The sequence below is a fragment of the Nocardia sp. NPDC001965 genome (genome assembly GCF_053594175.1).
In genome coordinates this window covers 1-19,726 of the sequence record NZ_JBSFDZ010000050.1, presented here as the reverse complement: position 1 = coordinate 19,726, position 19,726 = coordinate 1, and the positions used below count along the sequence as shown (strand labels likewise).

General features: G+C 64.5%; 16 protein-coding genes and 1 pseudogene. 6 read left to right on the top strand and 11 right to left on the bottom strand.

The genetic code is table 11. The annotated features are described in order from the left end of the window. Positions 1-116 precede the first annotated feature (116 nt). From ACWCPQ_RS32250 to ACWCPQ_RS32240, 3 genes are all read right to left on the bottom strand, one after another. Positions 117-2,753: an ATP-binding protein gene (locus tag ACWCPQ_RS32250; protein WP_449906025.1), complete on the bottom strand. Its 2,637-nt coding sequence runs from the start codon at positions 2,751-2,753 to the stop codon at positions 117-119. Positions 2,754-2,878: 125 nt separating this feature from the next. Continuing rightward, complete coding sequence (locus ACWCPQ_RS32245; RefSeq protein WP_449906022.1) at positions 2,879-3,454, bottom strand: DUF4194 domain-containing protein; 576 nt, start codon at positions 3,452-3,454, stop codon at positions 2,879-2,881. Beyond that, positions 3,438-4,937, bottom strand: a complete 1,500-nt coding sequence (locus ACWCPQ_RS32240) for a DUF3375 domain-containing protein (RefSeq protein ID WP_449906019.1) — start codon at positions 4,935-4,937, stop codon at positions 3,438-3,440. Before ACWCPQ_RS32240 ends, ACWCPQ_RS32245 begins: the two co-directional genes overlap by 17 nt. Before the next feature lie 248 nt (positions 4,938-5,185). Between ACWCPQ_RS32240 and ACWCPQ_RS32235 the strand changes: the two are divergent. Next, positions 5,186-6,335: pseudogene (locus ACWCPQ_RS32235) on the top strand (IS3 family transposase). A gap of 287 nt (positions 6,336-6,622) precedes the next feature. On the opposite strand, the gene ACWCPQ_RS32230 reads toward ACWCPQ_RS32235, so the two are convergent. Next, positions 6,623-9,925, bottom strand: a complete 3,303-nt coding sequence (locus ACWCPQ_RS32230) for a hypothetical protein (RefSeq protein WP_449906017.1) — start codon at positions 9,923-9,925, stop codon at positions 6,623-6,625. 1 nt (position 9,926) lies between these two features. After that, positions 9,927-10,277 (bottom strand): hypothetical protein, encoded by a 351-nt coding sequence (locus tag ACWCPQ_RS32225; protein WP_449906015.1) that lies wholly within the window; start codon positions 10,275-10,277, stop codon positions 9,927-9,929. Between the two features lie 152 nt (positions 10,278-10,429). On the opposite strand from ACWCPQ_RS32225, the gene ACWCPQ_RS32220 reads away from it, so the two are divergent. Further along, positions 10,430-10,648: a hypothetical protein gene (locus tag ACWCPQ_RS32220; RefSeq protein WP_449906013.1), complete on the top strand. Its 219-nt coding sequence runs from the start codon at positions 10,430-10,432 to the stop codon at positions 10,646-10,648. 585 nt (positions 10,649-11,233) lie between these two features. Here ACWCPQ_RS32220 and ACWCPQ_RS32215 read toward each other — a convergent pair. Continuing rightward, positions 11,234-11,539 (bottom strand): tetratricopeptide repeat protein, encoded by a 306-nt coding sequence (locus ACWCPQ_RS32215; RefSeq protein WP_449906010.1) that lies wholly within the window; start codon positions 11,537-11,539, stop codon positions 11,234-11,236. A 288-nt stretch (positions 11,540-11,827) separates the two neighbouring features. On the opposite strand from ACWCPQ_RS32215, the gene ACWCPQ_RS32210 reads away from it, so the two are divergent. Next, positions 11,828-12,349: a GNAT family N-acetyltransferase gene (locus ACWCPQ_RS32210; RefSeq protein ID WP_449906008.1), complete on the top strand. Its 522-nt coding sequence runs from the start codon at positions 11,828-11,830 to the stop codon at positions 12,347-12,349. 47 nt (positions 12,350-12,396) lie between these two features. On the opposite strand, the gene ACWCPQ_RS32205 is transcribed toward ACWCPQ_RS32210, so the two are convergent. Next, complete coding sequence (locus tag ACWCPQ_RS32205) at positions 12,397-13,389, bottom strand: hypothetical protein (RefSeq protein ID WP_449906005.1); 993 nt, start codon at positions 13,387-13,389, stop codon at positions 12,397-12,399. Between the two features lie 539 nt (positions 13,390-13,928). Between ACWCPQ_RS32205 and ACWCPQ_RS32200 the strand changes: the two genes are divergently transcribed. Further along, positions 13,929-14,090 carry a hypothetical protein gene (locus tag ACWCPQ_RS32200; RefSeq protein ID WP_449906002.1) on the top strand — a complete coding sequence of 54 codons (162 nt, stop codon included), beginning with the start codon at positions 13,929-13,931 and terminating at the stop codon, positions 14,088-14,090. A 251-nt stretch (positions 14,091-14,341) separates the two neighbouring features. After that, positions 14,342-14,947, top strand: coding sequence for an SDR family NAD(P)-dependent oxidoreductase (locus ACWCPQ_RS32195; RefSeq protein ID WP_449905999.1), 606 nt, complete (start codon positions 14,342-14,344; stop codon positions 14,945-14,947). A gap of 63 nt (positions 14,948-15,010) precedes the next feature. Here ACWCPQ_RS32195 and ACWCPQ_RS32190 read toward each other — a convergent pair whose 3' ends face one another. The 3 genes from ACWCPQ_RS32190 to ACWCPQ_RS32180 are packed head-to-tail and all read right to left on the bottom strand — an operon-like array spanning position 15,011 to position 17,513. Next, on the bottom strand, positions 15,011-15,643 hold the full coding sequence (locus ACWCPQ_RS32190) for a 3-oxoacid CoA-transferase subunit B (RefSeq protein ID WP_449905996.1): 633 nt from the start codon (positions 15,641-15,643) through the stop codon (positions 15,011-15,013). Further along, positions 15,640-16,335: a 3-oxoacid CoA-transferase subunit A gene (locus tag ACWCPQ_RS32185; RefSeq protein ID WP_449905993.1), complete on the bottom strand. Its 696-nt coding sequence runs from the start codon at positions 16,333-16,335 to the stop codon at positions 15,640-15,642. The genes ACWCPQ_RS32190 and ACWCPQ_RS32185 overlap by 4 nt, the downstream gene beginning before the upstream one ends. Beyond that, the gene (locus ACWCPQ_RS32180) at positions 16,332-17,513 is read right to left on the bottom strand and encodes a thiolase family protein (protein ID WP_449905990.1); all 1,182 of its coding nucleotides are present in this window, start codon (positions 17,511-17,513) and stop codon (positions 16,332-16,334) included. The genes ACWCPQ_RS32185 and ACWCPQ_RS32180 overlap by 4 nt, the downstream gene beginning before the upstream one ends. An 80-nt stretch (positions 17,514-17,593) precedes the next feature. On the opposite strand from ACWCPQ_RS32180, the gene ACWCPQ_RS32175 reads away from it, so the two are divergent. After that, positions 17,594-18,511: a LysR substrate-binding domain-containing protein gene (locus ACWCPQ_RS32175; protein ID WP_449905987.1), complete on the top strand. Its 918-nt coding sequence runs from the start codon at positions 17,594-17,596 to the stop codon at positions 18,509-18,511. Positions 18,512-19,047: 536 nt separating this feature from the next. On the opposite strand, the gene ACWCPQ_RS32170 is transcribed toward ACWCPQ_RS32175, so the two are convergent. After that, a complete protein-coding gene (locus tag ACWCPQ_RS32170; protein WP_449905984.1) occupies positions 19,048-19,662 on the bottom strand; it encodes a TetR/AcrR family transcriptional regulator in 615 nt (204 codons plus the stop codon). Between the last annotated feature and the right edge of the window lie 64 nt (positions 19,663-19,726).

Here is a 19,726-nt window from a genome sequence, read left to right as displayed (position 1 = left end):
GTCGGAGAAGGGTAGTTCGGCGAGGATGCGGTTGACCGGTTCGATTCGGTCGCGGATCTCGCGGATGGCGGAGGAGAGTTCGCTGTCGAGGCTGGTGAGGTCGTTGCCGGACAGTTTCAGCAGGCTGTCGCGCCATTGGGTTTCCAGCTCGTGCAGCCGGCTGGTCTCGAGGTCGGTGGCAGGCGTTCGAAATCGTCGTAGGAAGCGTCGGGGTCGGTGCCGAGGTTCGGGTTGGGCCAGCGTTCGACGAATGTAGAAAATGTCGTGGTCAGCGCGTTTCTGGCGTAGCTGATCGAGTTTTCCGCGGCCTGCCGATCGGTGGTGAGGCGACCAGCCACACGCTGGGTGCTGGCATCGAAGAGCTCGAGGGCCTTGCCTGCAGGGAAATTGCCGGTGTGCTCTTCGCCGAATCGTGCGGTGAGGTATTCGCGGTGTTCGATGGTGACCTCGCGTCCGGACTGCCGGGCGGTATCGAGTTCTTGTTGGGCGTGAGCCGCCTGAGTGGTGATGCGTTCCCAGTCGTCGTCGAGGGCTTCTTTCGCTAGTTTGGCCCGGATCGCCTTCTCGGTGAGGTCTTTGACCTTGGTCTGCAGCTCATTCACTTTCGTCTGCAGCCGGTCTATCTCGGGGTTGTCGGAGTGGACCTTGTCGATGATCTGCGCCCATTGGTCCCGTTCGGCCGAGACGGCGTCGATGTTTACTTGGTCCCAGGTCAGTTCGGTGACGGTTCGGTAGGCGCTGCGTCGGTCTTCGAAGGAGCCGAGGGCGGCCTGTGCCTCATCAACCCGTGCATCGGTGTCTGTTTTGCGTTTTTCTGCGTTGCGGATCTGTTCGTCGAGGCGTGCCAGCAGCCGACTGTTGGTGAAGCCGAGGACGTTGGCCCGTCCTTGACCTCCGTGTGCGCCACGCGCGCCGTTAGAGGTTTGACCGGTGATGGTGAGGGCCTTGGGATGTTGCGGTAGAAGACGGGGATTCTCGACGCAGACGTAGTCGAACTGCCTGACGAGTTCGTCTTTGAGCCAGGCGGTGAATGGTGAGGGGCGGTAGTCGAGGCGGCCGGGAAGTCTGCGGCTGTCGAGCCCGGTCTCATCGCGTAGGCCGGTCCGTACGCCCTCGAACTGGATGCGCCGCGTGGTGCGCACGGTGTTGATTTTTTCGCGGAAGGTGTTCAGGTGCGCGGTGTCGATGAGGATCTTGGTGGCGAATCCGCCCAGGGCGAGGTTGAACGCTTCGCGCCAGGGTTCGAATTCGGTACGCACCTCGATCAGTTCGCCGACAAATGGAAGCTGCTCCGGGGTGAGCCCGGCGGCTTCCGCGAGGGCAGCACGTGCTCGATGCAGTTCGGTGGGGATATTGTCCCGTCGGGCGGCGACGGTCTTACGCTCGGCGCGCAATTCCTGCAGCTCACGCATTACGGTGTTCTGGTGCGCTTTAGCCTCGGCGAAGAGGTTTTGTGCGTTCTCCCGGGCCTTCGTGTCTCCGAGCACCCGGTGTGCCATCTCGACCAGACCGGCGAAATCCTCGCCACTGGCGACTGTCGCTCCTATGACCTCCAGCGCCTCATCGAGGCGCACCCTCGTCCGTGCGACCGCGTCAAGCTTTTGTTCTGCCTCCCGGAGCGCTCCGCGGGCCCGGTCCAGCCTGTCGCCGCCGGATGCGCGCAGCGTCTCCGCTATCCCTTCCAGTTCGACTCTCGCCCCCTCGGCCACAGCTGTCGCTGCGGTGAGGGTTGTGTTCACCTGCTTTCGTTGTCGTGACAGGTCCTCCTCGGCTGTGAGGAGCAAGGCGACACGTTGTTCGTGCCGCCACAATCCTGCTGGAGATGACGGGTCGGTGAACGCACCGAGGCTCTCGATCATCTGCAAGCGTTCGATCGCGTCGTGGATCGTGCGGCGGTGCTCTCGGATCGGAGATAGTGTCCTGACCTGCTGGCGGGCGGTGGTCATCTGTTTGCGTGTGCTGGACAGCTCGTCGAACTGCTTGACTACTTCGTCGGCGGTGGTCAGCGTGGAGGGTTCCTCGAGCACCATCGTCTTGTACAGCGCGTCGACCGTGGTGATCTGCTGTCCGGCCTGGATCCGGCCCAGTAGTGCGACCGCCTTGTTCCCGTCACCGGCGGCACCGATCCCGAGCGCGGTATGCAACCGCGCCGTGTACTCCCGATCGGTGGGGAAGCACTTCAGCCCGAGTGCTTCGACCGCGGGCACGGCGAGCCGTTTGTTAGCGGGTCCTGCCAGCGTGCTCAGGTCGAACGGCTCATCGCAGGTGGCTCGTATTTGGACGAGGTCCTCGACCGACCTGGCGGCGGATGGCACGTACCAGGCCCGGACCGCGGTGAACCGTGCACCGGACCGATCAGCCCATGTCATCGCGATGGCGGACCAGGTATCGCGGCCGTCGCCGCGCAGCACCCGGGCTTTCGTCTCACCCCCGGTGCGGGATTCGTCGAGCTTTCCCCGCGCATACGACAGGATGTTGCGCTGGTCCTTGCCGCGCGGGCGGCCGACGACCCCACCGTTGGAAGCTCCGTTGAAAGGCATCGTGTGCGGCATGATCAACGCGATATAGGAATCCATCAGGGTCGACTTGCCCGACCCGGACTCTCCGCACAGCAGGGTCGCCCCGGGAGCGAACCGTACCCGGTGTTGTCCGTCGTACCCGCCCCAATTGACCAATTGCAGATCCTGCGCCACCCACTGCTGTCCGCGGGACGCCTCGGGAATCAGCCCGAACAGCGTATCGATCATGGTCATCGCGCGGCCTCCGCGTCACCATCTCCTGCGAGGTCCGTCGTGCCGGCGTTGCGGTCCCGCAGCCAGCGGGTCAGCTCGGCCAGCTTCTCTGTGCTCATCACGACCTCAACCAGCGGCGTGATCGGTTACCGGCCTGCGGTTTCCTCCTCGATGAACCCCTCCCGGGTCAACCGCGCTACGGCGCCGCGAATCTCCTGCTGTCCCTTTGCCACATTGGTGTCGTCGGGGTCGAAGTAGGTCAGCACCGTCTGCTCGAGCTCCTCGATATCGACCCGCGCCGACGTTTCACCCGCGATGCGCTCCTGTTGGAACACCGTGCGCAGATGCACCAGCACCAGCGTCTCGGCCCGGTTGTATGGATCGTCCTTCAACAGGATCGGCACCTCGAGCTCTGCCGACCGCACCTGCTGTTTGTAGGCGATACCGCGATCGTGATCGACCACCAGCCGCACGAACAGATCGTGCAGCCGCGACTCGATAATCTGCTGGTTTTCCAAAAGCGTCCGCCACTGCGAGGAGTTCTTGTCGGCCAGCAGGAACCGATTCTGTAGCAGCCGCACAAGCACCCGCCGCACATCGGAGTCCAGCGTCCCCGCATCACCGGCAAACAATTCGGTCGGATCTTCCTCCATCGATACCGGGTCGATGAAGCCAGCGTTGTCGATCTCTTCCCACCCATCATGCCTATCTGTCACACTCATCGCCAGCCCCCTCCTCCTTGGGCATCACGGTAACCCCACCGAGCGCGAATCGTCGGCGAGTCCGATCCGGCCGGACCGCCTCGACGGTGACAACAGTCTCGGTTTCAGTCATACCAGAGCGATGCGCGAGTTCGAGCAGACCGAGCAGATCGACCGGACGACGGATCTCTTCGGCCGCCGCACCGAAAACGTCCGCGATCTCGACACTGCCCACCCCGGTCGTGAGCTGCGCCAGATGATCCTCCAGCGCAGCATAATTCGGTCCACCCCACGCCCGGGTGTCGGTGTCCGGCACCATCTCCTCGTTCCACTCGACCAACGGTGCCGGAGGCTGCGGTGGGCGGGGATCACTCAACGATCGGCGCAGATACTTGATGCGGGCGGTCGGCAGGCGGCGCAGCGGCTCGATCTGCTGGCCCTGTCGCGAGCTGGGCATCCATCGGTGTAAACCGGTCATCACCTCCCGCAGGAGCTCGTCCACCTGCCGATCCCGCATCGGGTCGTGGTTGCGCACCTGTGTCGTGATCACGTGCGACGCCAGCCGCTGCGCGGTCAGCACCTCCTTCACACCCCTTTCGATCCGACGTGCGACATCGGCGAATTCCCGCCGTTGCGGCTCGCTCAACTGCGCGGCGAACTGATGCCGCAGCACCGTCCGCAGCCTGCCCGACAGATCATCGATCTGCTCCGGGTCACCGATCAACCGCAACGCTCCCGCGAACGCCCGCCCCTCCGGAGTTGCATCCATGATCTGCTGCCCCCGCTCCAGATACTCCCGCAACACCTCACCTGTCGGCCGCACATCCTGCCGGAGATCAGCGACGACATCGCGCTGCATGGCCTTGATCGACTCGGCCACCCGGGCAAAATCCGCCGGCAGCTCCCGCGCCAGATGCAGCACGTTCTCAGCCTCCTCCACCAGCCGATCGTCCCCAACGGCCTCGAGTGCGCCCCCACGTTCGAGCCGCCGCAGCTCCTGCTGCCGCTCCCGAATCTCAGACTCCAAGCGGGCGATACGCGCCATCACATCCGGATCGGCATCCTGAGCCAGCCGCTCCACCGCCTCCAGTAGAGTCCGCACCCGCGACTCCGACACCCGCGTCCGGGAACCGCCTACCCGGCCCGCGATTTCCAACGCGCCCACCCCGTGCGCGGACAATCGATACACCTCGACCTCGTTGTCCAGCACCTGCCGCATGAGCCACCCAGCGTTCACCCACTGGCGACACAGATCCCGTGCGTTCCCTGCCGGTAACGGCAACTGACCATCCTCTCCGTACCCAGCGGCCCGCAACCGATTCAACGCATCACCGATCTCCGCATGCGCATCTGCCACCGCGACCGCGGACCGCTCGGCAGTGAACACCGTCGCCAGCATGGTCACCACGAATGGCGCATACGTCTGGTGAAGCAAATCGAGCATCGGGGCCCGGAACGCCCGAAGAGCCCCCTGATACGCACCCTCTACGCCTCGAATAGTCATCGCCGCCCAGCGTACGACGATGGGTCGATATCAGAACCGGAGAGTTCCGCCGTTAGCGATCGGTGACCGCTTACCGCTGCTCTTCGCCCTCGACCACCGGTGGGGGTCGCTGCGGTGGTGGCGGTCGGAGACGTCGAGCGCGTCCGCGCACCGGGATTCTGGGACGACCACAAACTTGATGTTCCCCCGGTCTTCCGGAGTTGGTTTGCTTGACTCTTGGTCACGAAGTCATCGAAGGAGACTTGTTCGTGCCAAGGCGCTATCCCGAAGAGTTCCGTCGTAAGGTCCTGGATCTGGTCGCTGCCGGTCGGCCGGTCGCGCAGGTAGCCACGGATCTAGGCATCAGCGACCAGACAATCTATGTCTGGCGCAAACAAGAACTGATAGACACCGGCCAGATCCCAGGGGCCACCAGCGCCGAGCAGTCCGAACTGATCGCAGCCAAGCGCCGCATCCGGGAACTCGAATGAGGTCGCCATCCTGAAACGGGCTCGTGAGCTGCTGAAAAAACAGGCCAGCGACCCAAAAGGCGTTACGCGGCCATCGCCACGATCTCAAGCGAGGGTTGCCGGTGCAGCTCGCGTGCCGGCTGTTGGACGCCTCCGAGTCCGGTTTCTACCACTGGAGATCACGTCCGCCTTCGCAACGAGCGATCCGCCACGCCTGGCTCACCGACCAGATCCGCGCGGTCCACGCCGCCTCTCGGGGACTTACGGTGCTCCGCGGGTGCACGCCGAACTCACCCTTGGTCTCGGTATCGGGGTCGGTTACAACCAGGTCGAGCTGTTGATGGCCCGCGCTGGGATCATGGGCCTGCCCGGGGTCAAACGGGCCCGGTCCCGGCATCAGACCCCGACCGCCGGTGACCTGGTCGACCGGGCTTTCACCCGGTCACGGCCGAACCAGCTGTGGGTCACCGACATCACCGAGCACTACACCAGGGAAGGAAAAGTCTACTGCGCGGTCGTGCTCGACACCCACTCACTGCGAGTTGTCGGCTGGTCCATCGACTCGACCCAGACCGCGGCACTGGTCACCAACGCCCTCGGGATGGCGATATCGAACCGAACACCGGAGCCGGGCACGATCATTCACTCCGACCACGGCGTCCCATTCACCTCCTGGGCCTACACCGACCGGGCCCGCAAATCTGGGCTGGCCCCGTAGATGGGCTCGATCGGTTACTGCTACGACAACGCCGTCATCGAATCATTCTGGGGCAGAACGCAAACCGAACTCTTGAACCGGCAACGCCGGAAAACCCGGATCGAGCTGGCGAACGCGATCTTCGAGCACCTCGAGATCTTCCACAACCGACGCCGTCGTCACTCAGCGCTCGGTATGCGGACCCCGATCGAGTACGAGACGATGCAACCGCCCATCCAACCCGTGGCCTGAAGTCCAGTATCTCGACTCCATGAAACCGGGGGAACATTAAACTGCGTTTGATGCAACATTCATCCACCGCCTGGCACGCGGATGATGAAGCGTATTAGCAGCGTGGCGGCGTGCCTCCAGCTCCACAGCGGTCAATAGGAACGAGTCCAGCTTGTCGCGCCAGTCCTCTTTGAACCGCGGCTTGTCTCGATACCGATCCGTACGTCCGGCAAGGGCAACAGCATTCGACAGGCTCGCGTCGGCTTGCACGCGCTTTGCCTGGGCGGACCCGGGCCTGGCGGAACGAGTTACTGTGGTGCTCTGATCTCCGCATGTCTTGTTGTCTCAATCAGTGCGGACTCCGCCATGTCCAGTGCCTCAGGAGCAAGGTGTTGTAGCGCAATGACGCATCCTACCCAGGAGCCATGAAGCAATGCGCGGGCCAGACGGCATCTGCCGGCACCCGCGCCGCGAGAGATGGCCGCAGTAGCGAAGGATTCGATGATCAAGCCGGGGTTGGCGACCCGGTCAGCGGCCACGGCCGACCTTTCCAGGTTCCCGGCCTCCGCCTCCGCGACCGCCAGGGCGGCCATCACGCGGTTCCGCGTCGCGGCGCCTTGCAGAGTCCTAGCCACCCGCTCGGCGTCGGCGATCCTTCCGGCTCCGGCGAGGCCGATCACCACCGCCCCTCGCACCTGGTCCTGGAGCGCCTGGGGGCTCACGTCGGCGACGATCGACAGCGCACGATCCAGGTCACCCGTACGAGCCGCGGCCTCAGCCAAGGCACGCCGGGCACGATTCAGTGGTCCACGCGCCTTGATGGTGTAGTAGAGCTCCTCGACGCGAGCCAGTTGTCCCTGTGTCGCCGCGGCATCGGCCACCGCAGCGACAACAGCGTCGTTGTTACGGATGGTCTGCGCCATGGCGGTCGCCTCGTCGAGTTCCCCACGGATGGCCACCGCCTCGGTGATCACGGTCATCGCCCGTCGCCGCTGAGTCTTGTTGGTTATCTCCGTAGCCATCTTGACAGCGAGACCTGTTGCCCCGGCCGATGCGACTCCCTTAATGAGAGCATGGCGCACCCGCCGAAAGTCGGGCACATCCAGGGATGGATCTGTCAAAAAGTCGTTGGGCCAGTGCTTCACATGTGCGCCACCCGCGTGAGCCACAGCGGCGAAAGCCTTACCTCGGCTGGCTGTGGACGTTATCGAATTGGCGATTTTGGTCGCTTCGCGAAGATTCCCCCGCGTTGCCGAGATCAACGCCGAGGCAGCCTTCGTTCGATCTACCCGATCCGGACCGAAGGCGAAACGAGATATTTTCTCGGCCATCTGTAGCCAGGTGTAGGCAAGCGCTTCCTCCCCTTTCAAAGCGGCGCTCCCACCGAGTGCCACTAGGGATTCGCTCCGCAGGAATGGGTCTTCTAGCGAGTCCGAGAAGTTCCGTGCCTCTTCCAAACCACCGATCTCCACGTACGCGTACGTAATGGCCGCGACCAGGCGGAGCCGTGTCTCGGCGTCGCCAACGGATTTAAGGAGCAGGCCTACAGCCTCTTCAATGAAGGCCTTGGCCTGGTCGTTGGAACCCAGCTCGATCGCCGCGCGGGCTACCGAGACCGTGGCCTCTGCCCTAGTCAATGCCTTCTGCAGGTCGCGGGATTCGGTCTCCAGATCATTGAGCAACTCGGCCGCTCGATCACGTCGTTCCTTCCGTATCAACGCCTTCACGAGAAGCATGCCAGCGCGGATCTTGGGCTCCCCTGCTTCCAGCGATCGGTGCACGGCCAGAGCCTTGTCGAGGTAGACAAAGATGTCATCGGATCTATCCGCGTCGGCGGTTGCGATTAAGGCCTCAACCTGTTGGAACGGCGCCGTGATGAGGGGAATGAGCCGCTCGCAACGCGCGATGTCGGACGCCCGAGCAGCTTCCTCCACGACCACCCGGATCACCCGACTGCGGCCTCCGGTATCCGCAGCGTCCGACATGGCAAGCCTCTCGGCGTCGTCCAGCCGGCCGGTGGTGGCGAGCGCGCGCACCACTGCACTCCGAGTCCAGTTCCGCCGCTGAGAGTCGAAAAAGGAGGCGGACGCCGCCGAGGCCTCCATTAGCAGTGCCTCGGCTCGATCCGTCTGGCCGCGGTGGTGCAGCTCGGCGCTGAGTAGGGCGAGCACGAAGCATTCGGATTCCGGCTGGACCATTGATCGAACCAGACGTTCTGCCCTGGAGAAGTGCCCGATCTTCGCCCAGGCGAGCGGCAGCTTGATCGTCATCGCACTGTTCCGATCGAGCAGATGATCGCGGTGCACGGCGAGCCTCGCGGCCATGGGCAGGTTCTGTCCATCGATGGTCGCGGCTCGCAAGGCACTGTTGATCTGGCTTAGCGCCTCGGCGTCGCTGCCAGACCGGCCGAGCATGCGGTTGTAACGGCTCGGGTTCGTGACAAGGTCGGTTGCCGCCTGAAGGTCCCCTTCAGCCAACAGTAGGCTGTGGTAGCCGAAAAGGAGGTAGTCGGGGACGGGTTCCGCCCAGCGCCTGTGCGTGTAGCCGCCAGCCCACTCGGCAAGCCGATTCCGGTAAGGCTGTAGACCGTCGGGGCCTAGCGTCCGCCTTGCTGTCTCCTGGAGCTCCTCGTGGGCAAGGATGAAGATCTCCAGCGTCGGCATGCTCGGAGGAAAGTGGCTCTCTCGGCGCGAGAAGCTCCGCCCGCTGACAACGCTCAGCTGCCGTTCCACCCTGGCTTTCGAGAGTCCAGTCAACGACGATAGATCGCTCGCCGTCAGGCCTCCTCCGGCGGCGACCAGCGTCCCGAGGAGGTCCCGCTCTTCAGACGAGCCGAGCAGGAGACTATCCAGCTCACGCTCCATGTCGCCGCGGACTATCTGCGCGGCTGGCGACGGCTTGAGCACCCGTACTGTCGTGGGATCGCGCAGCGGATGGCGCATGCTGACATCCGCTGGGATCGGCGGGTTCGGTCTCCGCGCCACGATGACTCTCATCGTGGCGGGCAATCGCTCCGGCAACAATGCTGCGATGCTGTGTGCCTCGGCACCGACGGTCACACCTCGATCCTCGTCGAGTCCGTCCACAACCAACACCAGCGACTCACCGCGTTCTTGGCAGGCGTCGGCTGCGTCTTCGAGGAGGCCCAGGAGGTGCGCATCCTGGGTGGTGTCGTTGAGCAGCGGAGGAAGATCCTCGCCCAATAACGCCAAGAGCTGCTCCAGGACGTTGGCCACGAACGCGGTCCGGTTGTTCTGTGCTGCCAGACGGGCCGTTACGAAGAACGACACGATCCGGACCGACTCTGGCGGGTGCAAAACGAACCAGGACATCAGGGCGGACTTCCCGGACCAGGGCCCGGCCTCCCAGCACCAGTATTCACCTGCGGTGTCCGCACTGCGGGCGAACTCCGCCATCGTCGCGATCTCGGCGTCCCGCCCGGCTAGCGCGTCGGGCGCGATGCGTTGGACCTGATACTGGTAGCGGGTCTTGACTGGCGCCCCGGTTCGGAGGTTGACCTCGCCGATGTGTACACCCGTGTTTGCGTACCCTCGGGGTGCTGTCGCGGCGCCCGTGTCTGATACGTCGATGGATGTTGTCGGCTTGGGCATTTCACGGACCGAGGTGTAGACCGGTGTTGGAGTTCCCGTCCTTCGACTCGGCATCGCCGCTATTCTTGATCTTGACTGAGAGCCCTGCAGAGTTCGCCTTGCCTCTCACTCCTGTGTTGGCGTCGCCGGAGTCACTCGACGCATTCCCGCTGTTCTTGACGGTGATCTTGGATGATGACGCGGCGCCGCGCAGCGCCGCCCACACCGCGATACCAACGGCCGCGACACCAGCCAGCGCCGAGAAAATCGAGGCGATCTTGCTCGCGTCGTCCCATCGCGCCACGAAGAACCAGAACCCAAGACCGGCGACCACGAGGAGTGTGACCACCAAGGTCCATCGACTCAACTTCATGCAACTACGATCCCACAGCCGCGCGGGCGGGCGCGTCCCCCTCTGCGACCGCAGGCCAGCGTCGGTCAGGTCGTCGACTCCGTGAGGATAGCGATGGTTGGAATACGCCTCTTTCACCACTTTGGGTTGTCATCACTCACGAAGGCGCCTTCATGAGTGACACGGCACTACACCGTGACTGCCTGGCCACGGCGAAGCGATGGTGCCCGGAGCTGAAGCGATCCGAATACCAGCCGCTCGAAGTCGATCGGCCGGGGATTCTCGCTGAGGAGCTACCGCTGGACAGCTTCAGTGCCGGCGATGCTGGCGACGAGTGGGGGACCTACGGTGACCGGGTCCGCCGATGGTCTGTGGCCATGCCCAAACCATGAGCCCGACATCCTCGCCCTCAGTCACGAAGGCCGGCGCCTCCTCTGCGACCGGATACCACCCGCCGAAGCAACCGGGGCCACGGCCGAATATGGGCCGCCAGCGTTCGGACTTGCTCCGGTTCTCGGGCTGCTGCATCCCGATGCGCCCGTTACCGTAGCCACACGACGGCGTGCGGTCTGCTCGGTATATCGTCGCAGCGCGCAGGGCCTCGATTGGACCCTCCCGCGTGCCCCATGCATTCCTGGCGCCCTTGACGCAGGAGGTGCCCGCCGCCGGCGCGTGCCTGATTTGAGGCGGCATGCAACGACGGCACGGGGTCTTCGGCCCGCTGAATCTGCTTACACCCGTTGGATGGCTACGCCCTTGCTTGGATGGCGACAGCCACTCAGTCTGCGGAACCGGTGGTCGGTCAGGCCGTAGGAGGGCCTGTGCGGTGGCCTCCGGGAAGAACGCACCGACACCGCTGTGAGGCGCAGGTCCTCGCGCACGGCCGAGAGGAACTCATCGAATGCTCGTCGAGCGGGAAGTCGCACCTCTTTCCGGTCCTTGGACTCATCTGATCTTGCAGCAGCCCCCAGTGGGGGTCACCCTGACTGTTGCAGACGCGCTCGCGCGCGCAGGAGATAGTCACGTACGGCATTGGTGTCGGGATGCTCAACTCCGAGCGTTCGTTCTCGTTCGTCAAGGACGCGCTCGAATAAGGCCAGTGCCTCTTCGGTTCGACCAACTGCGTCGTACGCCCGGGCCGTGTCCGTGCGTGAGAGCAGGGTGTTTGGATGCTCATGGCCGAGGACACGCTCACGGTCGACGAGCGCCGCCTCATCCAGCACTATCGCCTCTTTTAGCCGGTCGGCGGCTTGATATGCACGGGCAAGGTCATGGCGGCTCACCAAGGTGTGCGGGTGATCGCTGCCGAGGATCCTGCGGCGTGAACTGACGGCCGGACCTGTCGGCCGTCTTCGACGATGATCTGGCCGATCTCGGCATCGGCGAGTTCTTCCCCGCACCGTCGTCGCACTCGCGGCTGGATACTGTCCATTGTGATGTCACATGGGCAGAATCGATCCACTACGGCAGACGAGGCGACGGTGCTCGCCGGCTATGGTGCGCCGACCATTCCGGTTCGTGTCAACCGCGCGTCGCCGGACCGGCTGTGGTGGGTGGCGCCTACGGTGCGGTTGTTCGACGCCGAGTTCGGTGCCGGGTATGTCGATGAGGCCGAACTGCACCACCTGGCGGCGTCGCCCGAGTCGGCAGTGTTTCTCGCGCACCGCGACGAGTCGATACTGGCCGGAGTGTCGATCGTGTCGTACACCGACCGCGAGGCGCGGGAGCGCTTCGCGCAGTCGTTCGCCTCGCTCGGGTTCACCGGCGCGGAGGCCGATGGCCCGGTCGTCGGCTGCCTGCAGTCGGTCGTGGTCATTCCGGCGGCGCGTGGCCACGGGGTCGGCAACGATGTGGTCGAAAAGTGCGTGCAGTTCGGTCGCCGCCGTAGCTGGAGCGCCCTGTATGCCGCGCCCTGGGTGTCGGGAACCCGCTATCAGTCCGCAGGGGTATTGGCCCGCAACGGGTTCGCCGCGGTGGGCACGATCGCCGACTACTGGTTGCAGGACACATCCGCGGGCATGTCGTGTGTCGTGTGCGGTGCGCGTTGTCGCTGTGCGGCCGTTATCATGCGATGCCAGCTCGGACCGAGCTGAGGCAAGTCGGCTTGTCTACCTCGGGTTGCTGGGCATTGGCGGTGGGTTCAGCGCCGCCCGGTCCAGGGCATCGCCCTGTGTAGTCGATAATCACTGGTAGTCACCTCGAGGGTGGTTCCTTCGGCGAGATCGGGAAGCGCGGACAGGATCAGATCGAGAATGTCGTCGGCGGCTTTGGCGGTCGCTTCCAGGCCTTCGCGGGCGTGAATGGCGGCTTGGGCGCCGAGGCCGTCGGCTGCGGTGTATCGGGTGTTGTAGGAGCCGAAGCTTTTTCCTGTGACTCTGCCTCGGTAATCCAGCACGTCGCGTGCGTTACCGGTGGTTTGGTCGACGCCGGAGACATATTCGTGTTCACGGCGCCAGCGGTGGAAATTCTCCGCGCGGTGGTCGAAGGCGTTGTTCCACTGTGGTGCGGCGGCAAGGGTGTCGAGTCGGTCCAGCAGTGCGACCAGGCTGGCTTTTCCCGGCTCGATGACCGCTCGCAGTTGGGAGAGGGTGGCGTTGTTGAGCGAGAGCCATGCCTTCCGCGTGTCGGTGCGGAAGGGCGTGTATACGGTGCCCAGCGGTTTCAGGTCCTTGAGGTTCTTGCCGCTGGTGTCGATGAGCTGAAGGACGGCGGGGTCGTTGCGCGTCACCCGGGCGACCAGGTTGATCAATCGGTGGCCTACGCCGATCGTGCTCTCGCACACGGCGTCGGCGAGGTACCGCTGTGCGAGACCCATTCCGGTCGGCTCGGTATTTGCGCGGATTGCGTCTTCGTGCCAGCGGATCTCGACCAGGGTTGCCACCCCGAGCATCAGTGATTCCGCGATCGATCCCGCGAGCGCGCAGGTTTCGCGCCACTGGCTTTCTGCGAGGGGAACGGTGATATCGGGTTCGAAGTCAGCACTTCGATAGTTCCACAACCGGTCGCAGACGTCGTGAATCCACTCGACGCCGAGCTCGTCGATCCTAGGGGCCGGCAGCTGGGTTCCGTGAGCCCCGAGATGGAACAGTTTCGCAGAGCCCACCTGCTGTTCTCGCTCGTCACCACCGGCCACGTCGTCCGGCGAGCCCTCGGCGTCTGCCGGTACCTGCGCGGAGTCTTCACCTGCGACGGCCACGGCCGGACCTCCTCATGTATGTGAACAGGTGAGCGTACAAGCAGCCGACGACAGCGTGCCCGTCGTTTTCTCTGGTGCACGGATCCTGGGGTTGTAACGGTTGGGAGCGGCTGCTCGAAGAAACGGGACAACGGGCGGTCCTCGGCTGAAGGTCATGGGACGCCTGTGGTGGATGGGCCGAGCTCGGTGTGGATCAGGAGCTGGTGGTTGGTGGGGATCGATCGTGAATTCTTGGATCGCGGGGATGTGCGCCGTGCGGTCGGTGAGGAGCTTCGGTGGCATGGCCGATTGTTGCCGCGCCGGGCGGATTTCGAACTCCTGTCCCGACGGGTCGAGCCGGTCGCGGACTGGTTGATCCCGCAGTTGAGTGCGGGAGCGTTCGGGCGGCGGGCCAGTGTCATGTGATCTGGCATCTACTGACCGTCGGGCTACGCCTCCGACACATCGGCTACCGCGTTGATCAAAAGGTGGCCGAGGTGATGGGGCGAGAGGTCGTGGACGCTATGGTCGACCACGACATCCGCAACCGCCCCTCCCTTCCCGCCCTCGCACGGCTCTACTACACCATCTACTGGCCCTCGGAAACCCGGCGCACACAACGCCTCGACACCACGTTCGGGTCAAGTACCGTCGCGTAGATCACCGAGAACAGCCCCGGCCCGGCGCCGAGCGCACGAACTCAGACGCCCGCACGGTTGCCGAGTCGGTTACCGTCGGGCGACAATCCGGGTCGCGAGCTCCTCAGACCGCAACGCGGCCGCCCGAGGGCTGCCACCGCGGCCGACTGCGCTGTATCGGGACATCTGTGACGTCACTCGCCGGTGACCGCTGGCGAGTCGGGCTCGGAAGAGTTCGTATCGGCAAATTTTGACGTCGTATCCTTGATCGGTTGTTGCACGCCGACGTGTTGGTGAACAACGGCAGGTACGGATACACCGCAGCGATCGAAGAAGGCGAGGACGAAGCCGTTCCAAGCCTTTTCGCCACGAACTTCTTCGGCCCTGTCGACCTGTTCAAGGCGGCCCTGCCCGGAATCCGCCGCCGCGGCAGCCGCCTGATCGTAAATAACTCCTCTGTTTGTGCGCGCATCGCATTCGCGGGCGGTGGCTACTGCTTCCGCCGCGAAGGCTGCCTTGGAAGGGCTGTCCGGGTCGCTGCGCAAGGAGGTAGAGCCGCTGAGGCTGGCGTCATGGTCGTCGAGTCCGGATCGATGCGCACCGAGTTTTGCGGGCGCTCCGCGGACCAGTCCGATATCCGGATCGGCGCCCACGATCGGGCACTCGGACAGTCCGGTGACTCGACTATCGGTCCACAGCGCGGTATGCCGGTCCGGGCAGCGGCCGCGATCTTGCAGGCCACCGAGGCCGATGAGCCGCCAAATCTGCTGATCCTAGTTACCGACGCGCTCGGTGGGATCCGCGCAGCAGTCGCCGATATCGCCCGAGATGTCGATCGATTCGAGGAGATCAGCCGCAGCACCGACGCGGCGCCGTGAGTCCCACCAGCATTTCCTGACCGATAGCCAGACGCTTTTCCGAAACAACGAATCCGCGAGCGTTCAGGCGATCAGGGGCGCACCGACGCGCTCTTGCAGCTCTTCGATCGAGATACCGAAGGTTTCGCGTACGACGGCACCGCCCGGACCCAGATCCAGAATCGCCGCCTCAGTGTAGACGCGACTCACACAGCCGATGCCGGTGAGCGGGTAGGTGCAGGCCGAGACGAGCTTGGATTGCCCGCGTTTGTCGAAGAGGGTCATCATGACGAAGACCTGCTCGGCGCCGATCGCGAGGTCCATGGCGCCACCGACCGCGGGAATTGCGTCCGGCGCGCCGGTGTGCCAGTTGGCCAGATCGCCGGTGACCGACACCTGGAGTGCGCCGAGGACGCAGACGTCCAGATGACCGCCACGCATCATCGCGAAGGAGTCGGCGTGGTGGAAGTAGGAGGCCCCGGGCAGTTCGGTCACCGGGACCTTGCCGGCGTTCGTGCGGTCCGGGTCGATCTGGTCACCGGTTGCCGTCGGCCCCATGCCGAGCATCCCGTTCTCGGTGTGCAGGACGATTCCGGCGTCCGGGGGAAGATGGTCGGCGACCTTGGTCGGCAATCCGATTCCGAGATTGACGTAGGCACCCGCCGGGATATCGCGAGCCACGTGCGCGGCGAGTTCGTCCGGGGTGAGAGTCATCATCGAGCTCCTTGAACCGTGTAGTGGCGGGTGTCGACGCGAACGACTCGGTCGACGTAGATCGCGGGCGTCACGACAGATTCGGGATCGAGCGCCCCAGCAGGGACGACCTCGCCGACCTGGACGACGGTGGTGGCGGCGGCTGTCGCCATGACCGGGCCGAAGTTGCGCGCTGTCTTGCGGTAGACCAGGTTGCCCACGGCATCGGAGATGTGAGCGCTGATCAACGCGATATCGGCTTTGATCGGATACTCCAGAACGTAGCTGCGCCCGTCGATTTCGCGCGTCTCCTTGCCTTCGGCCAGTGGTGTGCCGACTCCGGTCGGGCAGAAGAACGCCCCGATGCCCGCGCCGGCGGCGCGGATCCGCTCGGCCAGATTGCCCTGCGGGACGACCTCGAGTTCGATCTCACCGGCGCGGTAGAGGGAATCGAAGACGTAGGAATCGGCCTGGCGGGGAAAAGAACAGATCACCTTCGCGACCCGACCGGCCTGCAGCAGTGCCGCCAGGCCGACCTCACCGTTGCCTGCGTTGTTGGACACGATGGTCAGTTCTTTCGCACCCTGCCGGATGAGTCCGTCGATGAGATCGAACGGCATTCCCGCCATCCCGAAGCCGCCGACCAGGACGGTGGCACCGTCCTGGACACCGGCCACCGCTTCGTCGACGGTGTCCAGGATCCGGGTCCGGCTCATTTCGAGACCTCCGTATTCTCCAGCACGACAGCCAGACCTTGACCGACGCCGATACAGATGGTGGCGACGCCCCAGCGCTCGTTCCGCTCCCGCAGCACGCCCACGAGAGTTCCGAGGATACGGCCACCGCTCGCACCGAGCGGATGGCCGATCGCGATCGCGCCACCTTTGGAATTGACGATCTCCGGATCGATACCCCAGGCGTCGATACACACCAGCGACTGCACCGCGAAGGCTTCGTTGAGCTCCACCGCCCCCACCTGCTTCCAGCCGATACCTGCCCGCCGCAGGGCCCGGTTGGCCGCTTCGACCGGCGCGTAGCCGAAGGCCGGCGGGTCGGTGGCGAAGGCACCACGTCCAGCGATCCGAGCCTTGGGGGCGAGACCGATCCGGTCGGCAGCACCCGCACCTCCTAGCAGTACGGCCGAGGCTCCGTCGCTCAGCGGTGAGGCGTTACCCGCAGTGATGGTGCCGTCGACACGGAAGCTGGGCCGAAGACCGGCGAGTTTCTCCGCCGAGGTATCGGGCCGGATACCTTCATCTCTTTCCATGCCTGCGACGGGTATCACCAGCTCGTCATAGAACCCCTGGTCCCACGCGGCGGCAGCGAGCTCATGCGACCTTGCCGCGAACGCGTCCTGCCGCTCACGAGGAACCCCGAACTTTTCCCGGAGTTGTTCATTGGCCTCGCCGAGACCCACGGTCCACTCGTCCGGCATCCGGGGGTTTACCAGCCGCCAGCCGAGCGTGGTGGATACGAGCGCCGCGTCCCCCGGAGGATGTGCCCGGTCCGGTTTGGTCATCACCCACGGAGCACGCGTCATCGACTCAGTACCACCGACGAGGACGATATCCGCATCGCCGGTCTCGATCTGGCGCGAGCCGATGATCGCTGCGTCGAGACCCGACCCGCAGAGCCGGTTGACGGTGGTGCCGGGAATCGAGGTCGGGAGTCCGGCCAGCAGTGTCGCCATCCGGCCGATATTTCGGTTCTCTTCGCCGGCCCCGTTGGCGTTACCCCACACCACCTCATCGATCGCGGCAGCGTCGAGCTCCGGGGCGGCGGCCAGCACCGCGGAGATCGCAGTTGCGGCGAGATCGTCCGGCCGGATACCGGCCAGCCCGCCGTTGAAGCGCCCGAACGGAGTCCGGATCGAGCTGTAGACAAAAGCGTTCACAGCCCGACACTAGGGCCGCCGATTGATATAGTTAAATATCTATATCCAGCATTATTGAGACTTGTGAGATATGAGGCGGCATGGAGCTCCGACATCTGCGTTACTTCGTCGCCGTGGCCGAGGAACGACATTTCGGCAGGGCCGCCGAACGTCTGCACATGGCCCAGCCGCCGCTGTCGCAACAGATACAACAGCTGGAGAAGGAAGTGGGTGCCGAGCTGTTGCACCGCACGACCCGGCGCGTACAGCTGACCGAGGCCGGAGCCAGCTTCCTGACCCGGGCCCGCACCGTACTCGCCGATATCGATGCGGCGGCGCACGAGGCGCGCAGAATCGCAGCGGGCTCGATCGGCCACCTCGCCCTGGGATGTGTCGGTTCGGCGACCTACAGCCTGCTACCGGAACTGTCCCGCGTTCTCTCCGCCGAACTGCCCGGCATCGACTTCTCCTTTCGCGGCGAAATGCTCGTCCCGGACCAGATCGACGCACTTCGATCCGGACAGATCGACGTGGCGCTGCTACGTCCGCCAGTGGCCGACCTATCGCTCACCGTCACCGTGCTCCGCCAGGACAGCTTGGTCGTCGCGATCCCCACAGGCCACCACCTCGCGCAGTGGAAGCAACTGTCGCCTGCCGACCTGGTCGATGTCGACTTGATCATTCATTCCGCCGACCAGCGATCGGCGATGTACGATGTCGTGCTGCGCCTGCTCCGCGACTCCGGAGTGGAACCTCGCGTCAGACACGAAGTCGGGGAAACCTCCACCTTGGTCACCCTGGTCGCCGGCGGGCTCGGTGTGGCGGTCGTACCGGATCCGGTGACTGCGCTGCCACTCTCCGGTGTGACCTACCGCCCGCTTCTCTCCCCCACTGTCGAACTAGCAATTGCCTACCGCAGCGACCGCACCGAACCTCACCTCGCCCGCACCGTCGCCGTCATTCGCGACACCGTAGCCGGTGATCGAACTTCCTGGCATCCAGTCGACGAGCGCAAATGAACAACATGCCATGGTGCACAGAAAAGAAACCGCAAACCGACCTACGGCCGATAGGCGGTCTGCATCAGACGATAGGCCCGGGGACAGCCTCGGAGTACATCGCACCAGCCTGCTTTCTTCAGGCGCACCGCCACCCTCAACCAGTGCCCAACGGCAGGCGACACCGTCCACCCAGCTGGCCCGGCCGGCGCCGGAGCCAGCTCGCCGCCGTTTGATATGCCTGCAGCACAGCGGCAGAGAGCCGACCGTGCACGGGACGACCTTCGCAGAACGATCCTGCGCGAACCCGATACCCCCGGCGCGTTCAACGTGGAAGTGATCGGACTCCTCATCACCACCTGCTCAGCCCGCCGCCTCTGGCCATCGTGGAAGGAATTCTCGACGCCGACGGATACGGGCCCAACGCGCACATTCGACAGCCCTCGCCCGGCATGCAAGCGGACTATGACCGATCTACCGCATAGGTCGTTTTCCAACCCAATCGCAGTGTGCAGTCCGAAAGGTGATTCTTGGCAGGTGCTGCGCTTATTCGTCACCTATTCGCGTGATTCGAGACACTGCTTCGCCTTGGTGGCTGCGTTATCGGAATCTTCGCAAGGGCCGCGTGCGATGTCGTGGAAGGCATTGTGCAGCAACGCGATGATCCGTTGCGGCGGGGCGTCGCGTAGGCCATCGAGTTCAAGCAGGTGGCGCCCTATCACCACGCCGATGGTCAGCGCGCCCAGTAGCCCGGCACGCAAACCCGCTTCATCGGCGGTGAGATGTTCGGCTGCTTCGCGCTGGCGGGCCGCCATGGCTGATCGAACCTCTTCGGCGGCATCCGGGTGCGTGAGCATCGATCGGATCGCCGCCAGTGCATTGACTGGCTTGTCGGCGAGTTTGATCGCGAGCGCATCGAGTAGGAGTTCAGCCACATGCTCCGGCGCTCCAGTGATGGGGTGATCGTCACCGAAGACCGCAACGCGAGCGAACAAGTTCTCTTTAGACTCGAAGTAGCGCATCACCAGGCTAGGGTCGCTGTCCGCCTCCGCTGCTACGGCGCGGATGGTAGTCCGGTCGTAGCCGACCTCCGCGAACAGCCGCCCCGCCGCCGCCAGGATTCGCTCCTCAGTGTTGCGGCGCTGTTGGGCTCGGCTGGTGCTGGATTCCATGAGTTCAGTCTACGTATGTTGACTCGACACGTCGAGCGGTGTAACTTTCAGTCTACCCACGTTG